Here is a 14,167-nt window from a genome sequence, read left to right as displayed (position 1 = left end):
CCTAGAGCCCCTTCCTGGCCAGGACCTCGATGAAGTCTTCCGCGGGGTCCGTGGGCATCATCTTGCAGGTGAGCTTGTATCCCCTGGCGGCGATCTTCCGGTAGACCTCGGCGTCCTCGGGCGTGGCCGCGACGCTCTTGAGCACCATCTTGTACTTCGTGCCGGGGATCGGGGCCTGGTTGCCCACGTTGATCTCCTTCGGCTGCAGGCCCTTCTCGAGCAGCTCGAGGGCGTCGGTCGGGAACTTGGCGATGACGAAGATCTTCTCCCGGGCCGCCTCGGGCGAGCCGGCGTACGCCACGGTGTCGTCGACGGACAGGACGGAGGTCTTCACGCCCCGCGCCGCCTGGGGGAGCATCATCTTCTGGATCGGGTCCCGGGCGACCTTGTCGTTGCAGACGATCATGTGGTCGGCACCCAGGGCACTCACCCAGGCCACGGTGACCTGGCCGTGGATGAGCCGGTTGTCGATCCGCATGTGGACGACGGGCATCGGGAACCTCCCCTTCGTGAATCACGGTGTGGCCGGGGCGCCGGTGCCGAGGCGGTCGGCGAGGCGGACGGGCGCCTCCTGACCGGCCGCCAGCGCGATCCGGACCAGGTCGGCGAGAGCGGCCCGCTGCCGGGCCCCCAGGACCTCGAGCAACATGGGCAGGCTGACCCCCGCCACGACCTCGGTCCGGGGCGTGAGGACGTAGGCGGCGGTGTTGCACGGGCTGCCGCCGAAGAGGTCGGCGAGGACGAGGGCGCCGTCGCCGGCGTCGACTTCCGCGACCGCCGCGGCCAGTCGGTCCCGGTACTCGTCCAGGTTCTCCGCCGGCCGCAGCGGCACGACGGCCAGCTGCGGCTGGGGGCCCAGGATCATCTCGGCCGCATCCCGGAATCCCTCGGCGATGCCGCCGTGACCTGCCAGGACGATTCCGATCACACTCGACTCCCCCGCTCGCGTGGTGAAGGCGCCCGGGCCGGACGGGAAGAGGGGGCGGCCCATGCCGGCCCCCTCTCCCCGGGTCCGGGGATCAGAGGATGTGCAGCGCGCTCAGGACGAAGGCGACCACGGCGAGGACCAGGAGCGTCTTCGCCGGCGAGAGCCGCAGCCCCCGCAGGAGCCAGTACGCGAAGGCGGTGACGAGCACGGGGATCATGTAGGGCAGGATCTGGTCGAGCACCGCCTGCAGCTCGATGGTCTTCTCCGTGACCTGGCCGCCCACCGTCACGCTCCGGACGAACTTCACGGGCGTCTTCAGGCCGGCCATGATGCTCGGGATGAAGCCGCCGATCACGGTCAGGCCGAGCACCGTGGCCGCCTCCGTGAGCCGCTCGATGGCACCGCCGGCGGCCATCTGATGCACGAGGCCGACGCCCTGCCGGTAGCCGAGCCAGAACTGCGGCGGCATCACCGCGATCATGGCCAGGCCGAACAGGATCATGATGACCGGCCCGGCGACGCTGCCGGCCATCGCCAGCGAGGCGGCGACCACGGCGAGGATCGGCCGCAGGAGGATCGCCTGGATGGTGTCGCCGATGCCCGCCAGGGGGCCCATCAGCGCCACCTTGAGGCTGTCGCCGACCTCCCCCTGCCCCTGCTCCTCCATGGCCACCGCCGCCCCGAAGATCAGCGGCGAGCCGATCTGCGGGTTCGTGTTGTAGAAGGCGATGTTGCGGCGCATGGCCTCCTTGAGGCTCTCCGGATCGGGGTGCACCTTCTGGAGGATCGGGAGCATGCTCCAGAGCCAGCCGAGGGCCTGCATGCGCTCGTAGTTCCACGACCACTGCAGCGTGAGGATGTGCCGCCACATCGCTCGGCGGACGTCCCTCTCCGTCACCCGGGAAGCAGGGCGAACCTCCGCCTCAGCCATGCTGCTCGCCTCCCTTCAGCGAGCCGTACAGGGCCGCCAGCGCGACGGCCAGCAGCGCGATGCCGGTGATCGGCACCTTGAGGTATGCGAACAGGACGAACCCCAGGACCATGAACGGCCAGTACCGCCGGACCGGAAGCTGCGCGAGGAGCAGGGCGAAGCCCAGGGCCGGCAGGACCGCGCCGGTGACCTTCATGCCGTTCATGAACCACTGCGGCAGCCACTTCATGAACGCCTGGACCGGGCCGGAGCCGAGCCAGATGGCAAGGAACACCGGAATGGCCCGGGACAGGCCCCAGGGCAGGTGGCCCCAGAGATGCATCCTCGTGATGCCCCGGAGGTCGCCGCGCTCCAGGTAGGCGTCGGCCCCGTGGATGAAGACGGTGGTCACGGCCCGCCCGAGGATGTCGAGCTGCGTCATCAGGAGGGCCGCCGGGATCGCGATGGCCAGGCCTGCTTCCGGGCCCGCGCCTCCCAGGGCCCCGAATGCCGTTCCGAGAATCGCGCCGGTCATGAAGTCCGGGATGGTTGCGCCACCGTACGTGTGCATGCCGAGGGACATGAGCGTCAGGGACGCCCCGACCTGGAGGCCCAGGCCGACGTCGCCCACCACGAGCCCGGTGACCAGGCCGCTGATGAGCGGCTCGTGCCACCACAGACCCGGCCCCAGCATGGTGACGATGGCGATGTAGGCCCACACGGCGAGAATGACGGCCACCCAGATGCTGTACCCTTCCATATGCCTGACCTCCTCTGCGCTTGGGCCTGCGGCCGCCGGAGCCGTGACCTCGTACCCTTGCGGTGCCTCACCCCCTTCCGCCTGCCTGCACGCTCAATCCGCGGCGCCCGAACGGTCCGCCGCAGCCGGCTCCGCGCTGCGGGCGGTCATCCGGATCAGCCGGTGGATGAGAAGGGCGGCCCCGTTCTCCCGGTTGGAGGGAACCACCCAGGCGGCCTGACGCTGTACCTCCGGCGGGGCGTTCCCCACCGCCACCGCCAGCCCCGCACGCCGCAACATCGACAGGTCGTTGTACTGGTCGCCGCACACCACCACGCCGTCCATGCCGATTCCGAGCAGCCCTGCCAGGACCTCGACGCCGGTGCCCTTGTCGACGCCGGGCGCCATGATGTGGACCGAGCGGGGGCTCACCGGGTCCACGCTGACCTCTTTCGCCAGCGGCCCCAGGTGGCGCACCACGCTCTCCGCCGGTTCCCAGACGAAGAAGTTCATCACCGGTTCGTCCCACGTATCGAGGAACCGGGAGACGTCGGGGACGACCTCCAGGTTGACATACCGGCGCCACTCCCACAGCCACCGGACGTAGTACACCAGACCGGTCCAGTTCCGCAGCCGTCGCCAGGGGCCGAGCCGGAGCCGCCAGGCATGACGCCGGCCCACCACGATGCGGTCCCGGCCGCAGACGCCGTAGTGCCAGCCCAGCTCGTCGAGCCGTCCGGCGAGACGGAGGGCCGTGCCCCTGGAGATAGGGGCTTCCCAGAGAATCCGGCGGGTATTCGGATCGTAAACGAGCGCGCCGTTACAGCCCACCACCGGTGCGTTCGGCCGGACCTGGCGGATGACCGGTTCTGCCTCGCTCAGCTCGCGCCCCGTGGCCAGGGTCACCCCGAAGCCGTGACTCCTGGCAGCCGCCAGGGCGTGGGCGACCGCCTGCGGCAGGCTCCGGTCGTCGCTCAGCAGCGTGCCGTCGATGTCGAAGACCAGCAGCCGGTACACCCGCTATCCCCCCGAACCCGTGTCCGCTCCGCCTCCCGGAACAGGGCCGTTGCGAACCAGGCGGACGTGGAACCGGTACCGGTCACCCCGGTACATGGAGGACACGAACTCCACCGGCACGTGGTCCGGACCGTAGGTGACCCGCTCGATCCGCAGGACCGGGCTGCCGGGCCGGACCCCGAGCAGCTGCGCCTCGTGCTCGCCGGCGGTCGAGGCGGCCAGGTACTGGTCTGCGTAGGCCAGGCTCTGCCCGAACCGCCGCGCCAGGATCGCGTACAGCGAGCCGGTGAGGTCCTCCTCGAGGACGCCGGCAAACCGGGCCGGCAGGTGCGAGACCTCCAGCGCCACCGGCTCGCCGCTCGCCGTGCGCAGGCGCTCGAGCCGGACGACCCGCCGGTCGGCGCCGAGCCCGAGCGCTCGCGCCACATGCGCGCTCGCCTCCCGGATCCCGGCGGACAGGACCTTGGCTCCCGGCTCCAGGCCCAGCTGGCGCATGTCCTCCGTGAAGCTGCGGAGCGTCTCGCCCTGTTGGTGGATCTTGGGCCGGGCGACGAAGCTGCCGCTGCCCTGCCGCCGCTCCACCAGTCCCTCGTTCGCGAGGATCTCCAGGGCGTGCCGGGCCGTCATGCGGCTCACGCCGTACCGCGCGCTCAGTTCGCGCTCGGAGGGCAGCCGGTCACCCGGCTGCAGCCCGCCGGCCTCGATCTGCTCGCGCAGGATCTGGATCAGCCGGTAGTAGAGCGCCGTGCGCGGGGCGCCGGGCAACCCCAACACCTACCCTGACATGGCATGGCAACGACACATGGTATATACCAATGTGGTCTAGACCACTTGTCCCACGGGGACGGTTCGCTGTTTCCCCCGGGTTCTCCTGCTCAGCGCGCGGCGTCCAGGATGGCCTGGGCGAGTTCGGCCCGTCCCCCTCGCCGACGGCCTCCGCCCGAGCGTCCCGCCCCGGAAGGAAGCGAACCTGGAGGATCGAATACTGTCCACCACGCAAGGAGGCGTGGTGTGGCATGGACCTTGGGCTCAGTGGCAGGGTAGCACTGGTGACCGCGGCCAGCAAGGGGCTTGGCCGGGCGGTGGCGCTGGCGCTGGCGCAGGAGGGGGCCGACGTCGCCATCTGCAGCCGGGACGAGGGCCAGATCCGCGAGGCCGCCGAGGAGATCCGGGAGGCGACCGGCGTCCGGGTGCTGGCCCGGGTGGCGGACGTCAGCCGCAAGGAGGACATCGACGCCCTGATCGCCGCCGTGCAGGGCGAGTACGGGCGGATCGACATCCTGGTCAGCAACAGCGGCGGACCGCCGCCCGGCCGTTTCCTCGAGCTGGATGACGAGGCCTGGCGGAAGGCCGTCGACCTCCTCCTCATGAGCGCCGTCCGGCTGGCGCGCGGGGTGCTCCCCGGCATGCAGGAGCGGGGCTGGGGCCGCATCCTCTTCATCACGTCCGGCTCGGTCAAGCAGCCGATCCAGAACCTCATCCTCTCCAACAGCATCCGCGCCGCGGTGACCGGCATGGCCAAGACGCTGGCCGGCGAGGTGGGACGCCACGGCATCACGGTGAACTGCCTGGCGCCGGGGCGGATCGACACCGAGCGCGTGCGCAGCCTTGACGAGAACACCGCTGCCCGCACGGGCCGGACGCCGGCCGAGGTGCGGGCCGCGCTGGAAGCCGCCATTCCGCTCGGCCGGTACGGCCACGTGAACGAGTTCGGCCGGGTGGCGGCATTCCTGTGCTCGGAGGCGGCCAGCTACATCACCGGCAGCACCGTCGTGGTCGACGGCGGCCACATCAACACCCTGCTCTGAGCGGACGCGGCCCTAGGGCGCCCGCCCGCGGGCCGGGCGGGGTCCGCCGGCGTCCAGGAGTGCCCGCGCGACCTCGCGGGAGAGGCGGGCGGCCCCCTGGCCGCCGGCTCCGCCTTCCTCGATCAGGACGGCGATGACCAGACGCGGGTCCCGGAGCGGCGTCCAGCCGGCGAACCAGGAGTGGACCACGAGCCCGTCGGGGGTCACCACCTCTGCCGAGCCGGTCTTGCCCGCGCTTCCCCACCCCGGCACCCAGGCGTTCCGCCCGGTGCCGGTCCCGTTCGGATCCGTCACCCCCTCGAGATCCCGGGCGATCTGCCGCGCGACCTCCGGCGCGAGCGCCGGGACGGCCGGGGCACGGGGGCCCCGCCGGAGTGGGGTACCGTCCGGACCCAGCACGGCGTCGACCAGCCCCACGGGCGGGAGGAGCCCGTCCCGGACCAGGGCCGCGTAGGCGCGGGCGACCTGCAGCGGCGTCACCAGGAGGCCCTGCCCGAAGGCGAGCTGCGCCACCTCGCCGCCGTAACGGGGAGCCGGCAGGAAGCCCCCCGCCTCCTCGCGCAGCCCGATCCCCACCGGCGCCCCGAACCCGAAGCGGCGGGCCGTCGCCAGCATCCGGTCGGTGCCCAGCCGCTCGTACCCGATCCGGATGAAGGTGATGTTGCAGGACTGCGCCAGGGCACCGGCCAGGGTGATGCGCCCGTGCCCGCCGGGGCGGGGGTCGGTGAACGTCTGCCCGCCGATGGTGTAACTCCCGCTGCACTCGAAAGGCTCGCCGGGCGCCACCGCCCCCGTCTCCAGCGCGGCCGCCGCCACCACCGGCTTGAACACCGACCCCGGCGGATAGGGGGCCACGGCCCGGTTGACCAGGGGCGCCCAGGCCGCCCCGGGAGCGCCGGGCCCCACGGGCGGGCGAAGCGGGTCGAACTGGGGCCGGCTCGCCATCGCCAGGATGTCCCCGCTGCGGGGGTCCAGGACCACCACGGCCGCCCGCAGCGGGGCGCCGGGACCGGGCGGGCTCCACCCGTCGAGGATCCGCTCGACCGCCGCCTGCGCCCGCCCGTCCAGGGTCAGCCGGATCGAGAGGGGCGGCTTGCCGGCCGGCACGTCGACGGCTCGGACCCCGAGCCCTTCGAGAGGCCGGCCGCTGCCGTCCACGAACGCCGCCACGTGGGGTCCGGCGTCGCCGCGCAGCTCCGCGTCGAACGCGGCCTCCAGCCCCAGCTGCCCGCCGGCCTGGTTCACGTAGCCGATCACGTGCCGCGCCAGCGCCCCCGGGCCGTACCGCACGGGCCGGGGCACAGCGGCGACGCCGGGGATCTCAGCGGCGGCCACGGCCCGCGCCGGGCCCGCGGTCAGCTCCGCCCCGGCCCAGTAGGGCCCTGCCCCCGCATGGGCCCGCAGCCGCCCGGCCCACACGGGGGCCGGTTCCCCCGTGGCGCGGGCGAGCGCCCGGGCCACCTCGTCCGGTGACCCCGCCAGGGCGGGGAACACGGCCACGTCCCACCGGGGCTGCGGATCGGTGAGGGGCCGGCCGAGCCGGTCCAGCACGAGCCCGCGGGGGGCGAGCTGGAGGGCCCGCATGCGCTGGGCGGCGGCCCGCCGGGCGAGGACCGGCGCCTCCCGGACCTGCCAGCGCCAGAGCTGCGCCACCTGCACCAGCCACAGGGCCGTGAAGGCGGCGGCGAGGAGCCAGATCCGCCGGCGCACGGCAACACCCCCGCGCGCGATCATGCCCCGGGCGCACCCGGGGCATACCGCTCGGGGAGTCAGCGCAGGGCGGAGATCGCCTCGCGAAGGGCCCTGGCCGTGATCGCCCCGTGCGAGGCGTGCCAGACGGCCCGCCCCCGCTGCACGAGGATCGCCTGGGGCGACTCGTGCCGGACCTTCAGGCGCTCGGCCAGGGCCTGCGACAGCGGGCGCTCCTCCCGCACCCGCACCAGGGCGACGTCGACCCCCGCCACGGGGGCCTTCAGGTAGTCCTGCAACTGCAGGTGCGCGCGGGCGCTGACGGGTCAGGTCGTCGAGTGCTTGAAGATCAGGACCGGCCGCGGCCGCTCCGGGGCGAGGAGCTCGTCGACGTCCTCCGGGCGGCGGATGGGCCGCACTGCCCATGCTTCCACGCCTGTCCCTCCTTGTCGGATAGCCCGGCGGCCTCAGGGCCGGCGGGCCGCCCGCACGCGGGCCATGGCGGCCCGGTGCTCGGCGAAGGTCTCCGAGAAGATATGCTCGCCGCTGCCGTCCTGGCGCGCCACGAAGAAGAGGTAGCGGTGCTCCTCCGGCCACAGGACCGCCCGGATGGCCGCCTCGCCGGGGCTGGAGATCGGGCCGGGCGGCAGCCCGGGCACGCGGTAGGTGTTGTACGGGTCGGGGGAGTCGAGGTCGGCGTAGGTGAGGTCGGCTCCGGCGGGCTTGCGGACGGCGTAGCGGACGGTGGGATCGGCCTCGAGGCGCCACCCGCGTTTGAGGCGGTTCCGGTACACGCCCGCGATCCGGGGCATCTCCGACGGCACCCGGGCCTCCTCCTCCACGATGGAAGCCAGGGTGAGCACCTCGTGGACGCTCAGGCCGAGCGCTTTCGCCCGCGCCTGCAGTTCGGGGGTGAAGACCTGCCGCAGGCGGCCGACCATCAGCTCCACCAGATCCTCGGCGGTCACCCCGCGGCGGTACTCGTAGGTGGCCGGGAAGAGGTAGCCCTCCAGCGGCTCGCGCACAGCAGCCCCGTCGGGTAGCCAGTCCCGGACGTACTCGCGGCGGCGGGCGGCGGCCAGGAAGTCGTCCCGGCGGACCACGCCCCGGACCTCGAGGAGGGAGGCGATCTCCTCGACCGTCAACCCCTCCGGAATGGTGACCCGGTGCACCACCACCTCGCCACGGGCCAGCTTCTCGAGGATCGCCCGGACGGACAGGGAGCGGCTCAGGCTGTACTCGCCGGGCTTGAGGCTCTGGTCGAGGCGCAGGAAGCGGGCGAAGAGCCGCACCACCCGGGCGTCGCGGACGAGCCCCGCCTCCCGGAGCACCCGGGCCACGTCGCCGGCGGTCGCCGCCTCCGGGATCACCACGGTCACGGCGGCGGCGTCGGCGGGGTCGACGGGCGCCAGGGCCCGGTACGCCCAGCCGGCAGCAGCGGCGCCGCCCGCGGCGAGCACGAGGCCAAGCCCCGCCAGGGCCCACGCCAGGCGTCGCACGTTCATGGTCGCCAGGGAACGGGGCCGTCCGCGCGGCCATCCGGGGCCGAACCGCCACCCGCACAGGAAGGGGAGCCCCCGCAGAGGGCTCCCCCGAAGAGCCTGGCGAGGGCGGAGTCAGGACTTCTCATCCTCGTCGTCATCGGTCTCCCCGGCCTCTTCCCACTCTTCCTCGTCCAGCATCTCTTCCCAGGCCTCGGCCACCCGGTCGAACTCGTCCTCGTCCTCGATCTCGACGAGCACTTCCTCACCGTTCTCGTCCTGGTCGATGCGAAGGATGACGGCGGCCTCCTCTTCCTCGTCCTCGACGTCGTTGGGGAGGAGGATCGCGTAGTCCTTCTCATCGACCTTCAGGACCTGAATGAGCGTGAACTCGTGCTCTTTCCCGTCCTCGTCGGTGAGCACGATGATCTCGTCGTCGGCGTCGTGGTCGTGCTCGTGCTCCACGTGCTCCGCCACCCGGTACCACCTCGACTCGCTCGCTAAGATAGGTTCATGATACCGCCACTGGTAGTCTCCTGTCACTATCTTTCCCCACCGGCGCCTCCGGACCGCCCGGGTCGCGCCCCGCCGGCCGCGCGCCGCCGGTCCAGGAACGCCTGCAGGATCAGCTGCGCCGCCAGCCTGTCCACCACCTGCCGCCGGCGGCGCCGGGAGACGTCGCCCTCCAGGAGGGCCCGCGTGGCCTGGGCGGTGGTGAGACGCTCGTCCCAGAGCGTGACGGGCAGCCCCAGGGCCCGGGCGAGGGCGTCGGCGAACTCGCGCACGAGGCGGGCCTGCGCTCCCTCCCCGCCGGACATGTCCCGGGGCAGCCCCACGACGACCTCGCCGACCTCGTACCCGGCGAACAGGGTCCGCAGCCGCTCGAGGTCCGCCTCCAGGGTGGTCCGCCGCACCACCTCGACCCCCTGGGCCGTCCAGCCCAGGGGGTCGCTCACGGCCACGCCGATCGTCTTCTCGCCCACGTCCAGCCCCGCCACCCGCACGGACCTCGCCTCACCCGACTCGCTGCGGCTCCCGCGCGGGTGCCAGGAGCCGGACGAGCCCCATCCCCGCCAGGAAACCTCCGATATGCGCCCACCAGGCCACGGGCTGGGCCCCGGGGCCGGCGATGCCTCCCCAGAGCTGCAGCAGGAACCACAGGCCGAGGAGGGCCCAGGCGGGCACGCGCAGGACCGGGACGATCGCCCCGACGGGCACCAGCGCCAGCACACGGGCCTGCGGAAAGGTGACCGCGTAGGCGCCGAGCACGGCGGCCACCGCCCCGCTCGCCCCGATCGTCGGGATGCTCGAGAACGGGTTGGCCAGCACGTGCGCCAGGTTGGCCACGAAGCCGCCGGCCAGGTAGAAGGCGAGGTAGCGGAGGTGGCCCAGCCGGTCCTCCACGTTGTCCCCGAAGACCCAGAGGTACAGCATGTTGCCGAGCAGGTGGATCCAGCCGCCGTGCAGGAACGTCGCGGTCAGAAGCGTCAACAGCGGCCAGTACCCGAGCCCGGCGAGGAGCCCCAGGTCGAAGATGCGCACGGGGATGACCGCCAGGGTCCGGAACAGGTCGGCCCGCTCGACCGCGCCGGAATCCTGGACCAGGAACACGGCGGTGGTCACGGCCACCAGGAGCCAGTTCATCCACGCGCGGCGGCGGGTGCGGACCGAGTCGCGCAGCGGCAGCACGCAGCCGGCCTCCCGGGTACCGAACTGAGCCGCCCACCCGGGCTGCTCGCCGCGTTAGTGTGCCCGCCCCGCTCCCGGCCCTACCGGGCGACCGGCGTCCGCTCCAGGTACGCCCGCACCAGCTCCTCCAGCAGCACGTCCCGCTCGACGCGCCGGATCAGGTTCCGGGCGCCGTTGTGGCTCGTGATGTACGTGGGGTCCCCGGAGAGGAGGTACCCGACGATCTGGTCGACGGGGTTGTACCCCTTCTCCTTCAAGGCGTCGTACACCCGGCGCAGGATGTCTCCGGGGTCCCGGTCCTCCGGCCTGCCGCGCCACATGAGGGTCCGTTCCAGGTTGTCAGCCACGGACTCACCGCCTTCCGAACGCCGCCGCAAGCAGGACCGCCCGACGGACCACGGTCCCGGGGCCCGCCAACCCATATCGTTGCCAGGGTGTATTCGGCGGCCACCCAGGCAAACCCTGCCGTCTTCACCCCGGACCCGTCCGGGCCCCGGACCCGTCCTACCCCTGGACCCCGGCCGGCCGGAGCTGCAGCCGCAGGATCTCCGGCACCCGGTCCATCGCCTCCCGGAGCTTCTCCGGGCTCTTGCCGCCCGCCTGGGCCATGTCCGGCCGGCCGCCGCCGGAGCCGTCCACGAGGCGGGCGACCTCCCGCACCAGGTTCCCGCAGTGGACCTTCTTGCCGGCCAGGTCCGCGGTGGCGGCGGCGACCAGGTTCGCCCGGTCCCCGCTGCGGGCGCCGAGCACCACCACACCCGAGCCGAGCTTCTGCCGCAGGAAGTCGGTCATCTGCCTGAGGTCCTCCATCCCGGCGATCGCCACCACGCCGGCCACGAACCGGACGCCGTCGACCTCCCGGACGTCCTCGAGGAGGCGCAGCGCCTCGTCGCGGGCTAGGCGCCCCCGCAGTTCCTCCACCTCACGCTCCAGCGCCCGCAGGAGCGCCAGGGTCGACTCCAGCCGGGACGGGACCTCCTCCAGCGTCGGGGCCTTCAGCGCCAGGGCGGCCTGGCCGAGGCGGTCCTCCAGGTCGAGGACGTACTCGTACGCCCTCCGGCCGGTCACCGCCTCGATCCGCCGCACGCCGGCCGCCACGCCGGACTCGCTGACGATCTTGAACAGCCCGATCTGGCTCGAGTTGCGGCAGTGCGTGCCGCCGCACAGCTCCCGGCTGTAGTCGCCGACGGACACGACCCGGACGATGTCCCCGTACTTCTCGCCGAAGAGGGCCATCGCCCCGGACGCCCTGGCCTCCTCCAGGCGCATGTAGGTCCACTCGACCGGCAGGCCCTCCTCGATCACCCGGTTCACCCGGTCCTCCACGGCCCGCACCTGCTCGGGCGTGAGCGGCCCCTCGTGGGTGAAGTCGAAGCGCAGCCGGTCCGGGGCCACCAGCGAGCCGGCCTGGTGCACGTGGGTCCCGAGCACCTCCCGCAGCGCCTTGTGCAGGAGGTGCGTGGCCGTGTGGTTCTTGATGGTGTGCAGGCGCCGCTGGGCGTCCACCCGGGCGGTCAGGCGCTGGCCCTTCTCGAGGAACCCCTCCTCCACCGTGACGAAGTGCAGGTGGTGGCCGGCGGGCAGCTTCTTCGTGTCTTCCACCCGCAGGCGCAGGCCGGGCGCGGTCATGACGCCCTGGTCGCCCACCTGACCGCCCCCCTCGGCGTAGAAGGGGGTGCGGTCGAGCACCACGATGCAGCGGTCCCCTGCCCCGGCGCCCGTGGGCTCGCCCTCCGGGCTCAGGACCGCCACGACCGTGGCCTCGTGGGCGAGCTCGGTGTAGCCGGTGAACTCGGTGGGCGGCGTGTCCTGCAGGCTCTCGGCCAGGCCCCGGAGCCGCTCGCCCGTGTAGGTGACGTCCCGGGCCGCCCGGGCCCGTTCCCGCTGCGCCTCCATGGCCCGGCGGTAGCCCTCTTCGTCGACCTTGAAGCCGTGCTCCCTCGCCACGTCCTGGACGATGTCGAGCGGGAAGCCGTAGGTGTCGTACAGCACGAAGGCATCCTCGCCGTCGATCACGGTCTTCCCGTCGCGGCGCATGTGGGCGATGATCTCCTCCAGCCGCTCCATCCCCCGGTCGAGGGTGGCGAAGAACCGCTCCTCGTCCCGCCTCAGCTCCCGCTCGATGACCTCCTGGTTCTGCCGGAGCTCGGGGTAGGCGTCGCCCATGAGGTCGACCACCGCCCGGGACACCTTCCACATGAACGGCTCCTTGAAGCCGATCGTCCGCCCGAAGCGCACCGCCCGGCGAAGGATGCGCCGCATCACGTAGCCCCGGCCCTCGTTGGAGAAGCGCACGCCGTCAGCGATGAGGAACGTGCAGGCCCGGACGTGGTCGGCGATCACCCGGTGGGCCAGGCCGCCTTCGCCGGGGTCGTAGCGCACGCCGGACAGGTCCTCGACGGCCCGGATCACGTCGCGCAGCAGGTCGGTGTCGTAGTTCGACCACACGCCCTGGAGGATCGTGGCCATCCGTTCCAGGCCGAGGCCCGTGTCGACGCCGGGCCGCTCGAGGGGCACGAGGGTACCGTCCGGCTGGCGGTTGTACTGCATGAACACGTTGTTCCAGAACTCCCGCCACCGGTCGCAGCCGCAGGTGGCGATCGAACATACCTCGGCGTCGCAGCGGTGCTCCTCGCCCATGTCGATGAAGATCTCGGAGCAGGGCCCGCACGGGCCGGTGTCGCCCATCGCCCAGAAGTTGTCCTTCTCGCCCATGCGGACGATCCGTTCTTCGGGCAGGCCGATGGCCCGCCAGATGTCGTGGGCCTCCTCGTCGTCCTTGTAGATGGTCACCCACAGCTTCTCCTTGGGCAACCCGAACCAGCGGGGCGAGGTGACCAGCTCCCAGGCCCACTCGAGGGCCTCCTTCTTGAAGTAGTCGCCGAAGCTGAAGTTGCCCAGCATCTCGAAGAAGGTGTGATGGCGGGCGGTGCGGCCCACGGCGTCGAGGTCGTTGTGCTTGCCGCCGGCCCGCACGCACTTCTGGGCCGTCACGGCCCGGGTGTACGGCCGCTTCTCCAGACCCAGGAAGACGTCCTTGAACTGGTTCATCCCGGCGTTCGTGAAGAGCAGCGTGGGATCGCCAGCGGGCACCAGCGACGACGAGGGCACGTGGGTGTGTCCCTTCTCCTTGAAGAAGTCGATGAACATCTGCCGGATCTCGGCACCGGTCTTCATCTCCTGGTTCCTCCTCGTACAAACCAGAGGCTTCGCTCCATCGAGGTGGGCTCCGGTGCGGGGGACACGGTGCCCCCGTCCGCGTCGCCTGCGTGCGGCCGGTGGGGTTCCACCCAGCGGCGCGGGTCGTCACTGAACAGGACAGCCTGCACTTCCTGCACCCCACGCGGGGGGCAACAACTGCGTTTTGAGCCCCGCGAAGCGCCTGAAGACCCGGGCACCCGGGGCCAAGTTGCAGATTCTGCACCCCTGCGCCGCCACCGGCTCCGGGCGAAGCGCGGGGACGGACCGCCCGGACCCGCCGGCCTGTTCCACGGCCCCCAACGGAAAGCCCGTCCCTGGAGCTCCGCTCCAGGGACGGGCATCACCCGCGGTACCACCCTGCTTACCCGCCCGGTGCCCCCAGGCCCCGGCCGGCTCCGTTCCCGGCGCCGGCCCCCGGTCAGGTCGCTTTCCGAGCGATAACGGGCTCACCCGCTCCGCCTCCGGACCCGGCCCCCGGTCGGAAACCGGCCCTCGGCGGGCCCTTGGGGGTGGCGCTGGCCCCGCAGCCGGGAAGCCTTTCACCGCAAGGGCTTCCTCTCTGGGATCAGCCGCTCACGCGGGCCATTCTTCCCCGCATCGGGAGTTTCCGGTATCGTTTGCTTTCCTCAGTCTAGCGGCGGGCCGGTGGCGTGTCAAGTCCAGGCCCCCCTGCGGCCTGCGGCCATGTGGCCTCCAGCCTCATGA

The 14,167-nt window shown here is 72.4% G+C and carries 15 protein-coding genes and 1 pseudogene; 1 reads left to right on the top strand and 15 read right to left on the bottom strand.

What is annotated here, in order from left to right:
• Position 1 precedes the first annotated feature (1 nt).
• From caldi_RS03810 to caldi_RS03785, 6 genes are all read right to left on the bottom strand, one after another.
• Positions 2-493, bottom strand: coding sequence for a PTS system mannose/fructose/N-acetylgalactosamine-transporter subunit IIB (locus tag caldi_RS03810; protein ID WP_264843784.1), 492 nt, complete (start codon positions 491-493; stop codon positions 2-4).
• 21 nt (positions 494-514) lie between these two features.
• Positions 515-991 carry a PTS sugar transporter subunit IIA gene (locus caldi_RS03805; RefSeq protein ID WP_264843783.1) on the bottom strand — a complete coding sequence of 159 codons (477 nt, stop codon included), beginning with the start codon at positions 989-991 and terminating at the stop codon, positions 515-517.
• Between the two features lie 28 nt (positions 992-1,019).
• Complete coding sequence (locus tag caldi_RS03800) at positions 1,020-1,859, bottom strand: PTS system mannose/fructose/sorbose family transporter subunit IID (protein WP_264843782.1); 840 nt, start codon at positions 1,857-1,859, stop codon at positions 1,020-1,022.
• Positions 1,852-2,598 (bottom strand): PTS mannose/fructose/sorbose/N-acetylgalactosamine transporter subunit IIC, encoded by a 747-nt coding sequence (locus caldi_RS03795; protein ID WP_264843781.1) that lies wholly within the window; start codon positions 2,596-2,598, stop codon positions 1,852-1,854. Before caldi_RS03795 ends, caldi_RS03800 begins: the two co-directional genes overlap by 8 nt.
• 93 nt (positions 2,599-2,691) lie before the next feature.
• On the bottom strand, positions 2,692-3,594 hold the full coding sequence (locus tag caldi_RS03790; protein WP_264843780.1) for an HAD family hydrolase: 903 nt from the start codon (positions 3,592-3,594) through the stop codon (positions 2,692-2,694).
• Positions 3,595-3,597: 3 nt separating this feature from the next.
• Positions 3,598-4,359 carry a GntR family transcriptional regulator gene (locus caldi_RS03785; RefSeq protein WP_264843779.1) on the bottom strand — a complete coding sequence of 254 codons (762 nt, stop codon included), beginning with the start codon at positions 4,357-4,359 and terminating at the stop codon, positions 3,598-3,600.
• A gap of 251 nt (positions 4,360-4,610) precedes the next feature.
• Here caldi_RS03785 and caldi_RS03780 point away from each other — a divergent pair, with 251 nt between their 5' ends.
• Complete coding sequence (locus caldi_RS03780; protein WP_264843778.1) at positions 4,611-5,402, top strand: SDR family oxidoreductase; 792 nt, start codon at positions 4,611-4,613, stop codon at positions 5,400-5,402.
• A gap of 12 nt (positions 5,403-5,414) precedes the next feature.
• Here the strand turns inward: caldi_RS03780 and caldi_RS03775 are convergent, their stop codons facing one another.
• From caldi_RS03775 to alaS, 9 genes and pseudogenes are all read right to left on the bottom strand, one after another.
• Complete coding sequence (locus caldi_RS03775; RefSeq protein WP_264843777.1) at positions 5,415-7,112, bottom strand: peptidoglycan D,D-transpeptidase FtsI family protein; 1,698 nt, start codon at positions 7,110-7,112, stop codon at positions 5,415-5,417.
• Between the two features lie 59 nt (positions 7,113-7,171).
• Positions 7,172-7,405 (bottom strand): annotated as a pseudogene (locus tag caldi_RS03770) (monothiol bacilliredoxin BrxC family protein); the annotation flags it as partial.
• A 12-nt stretch (positions 7,406-7,417) separates the two neighbouring features.
• Positions 7,418-7,525 carry a thioredoxin family protein gene (locus caldi_RS03765; protein WP_264843776.1) on the bottom strand — a complete coding sequence of 36 codons (108 nt, stop codon included), beginning with the start codon at positions 7,523-7,525 and terminating at the stop codon, positions 7,418-7,420.
• A 33-nt stretch (positions 7,526-7,558) separates the two neighbouring features.
• Entirely contained in the window at positions 7,559-8,590 is a 1,032-nt protein-coding gene (gene mltG, locus caldi_RS03760; RefSeq protein ID WP_264843775.1) for an endolytic transglycosylase MltG, read from the bottom strand.
• Between the two features lie 117 nt (positions 8,591-8,707).
• Positions 8,708-9,049, bottom strand: coding sequence for a DUF1292 domain-containing protein (locus caldi_RS03755; protein ID WP_319951794.1), 342 nt, complete (start codon positions 9,047-9,049; stop codon positions 8,708-8,710).
• A 65-nt stretch (positions 9,050-9,114) separates the two neighbouring features.
• Positions 9,115-9,570: a Holliday junction resolvase RuvX gene (gene ruvX, locus caldi_RS03750; RefSeq protein ID WP_406568100.1), complete on the bottom strand. Its 456-nt coding sequence runs from the start codon at positions 9,568-9,570 to the stop codon at positions 9,115-9,117.
• 16 nt (positions 9,571-9,586) lie between these two features.
• Entirely contained in the window at positions 9,587-10,261 is a 675-nt protein-coding gene (locus caldi_RS03745; protein ID WP_264843773.1) for a rhomboid family intramembrane serine protease, read from the bottom strand.
• Positions 10,262-10,341: 80 nt separating this feature from the next.
• A complete protein-coding gene (locus caldi_RS03740; RefSeq protein WP_264844723.1) occupies positions 10,342-10,581 on the bottom strand; it encodes an IreB family regulatory phosphoprotein in 240 nt (79 codons plus the stop codon).
• A gap of 184 nt (positions 10,582-10,765) precedes the next feature.
• On the bottom strand, positions 10,766-13,438 hold the full coding sequence (gene alaS / locus caldi_RS03735; RefSeq protein ID WP_264843772.1) for an alanine--tRNA ligase: 2,673 nt from the start codon (positions 13,436-13,438) through the stop codon (positions 10,766-10,768).
• Positions 13,439-14,167: the final 729 nt, after the last annotated feature.

The organism is Caldinitratiruptor microaerophilus (assembly GCF_025999835.1).
Taxonomy (GTDB): Bacteria; Bacillota; Sulfobacillia; order Symbiobacteriales; family ZC4RG38; genus Caldinitratiruptor; species Caldinitratiruptor microaerophilus.
The sequence above is the reverse complement of the archived record's forward strand: the minus strand, read 5'-3'. Positions and strand labels throughout refer to the sequence as shown.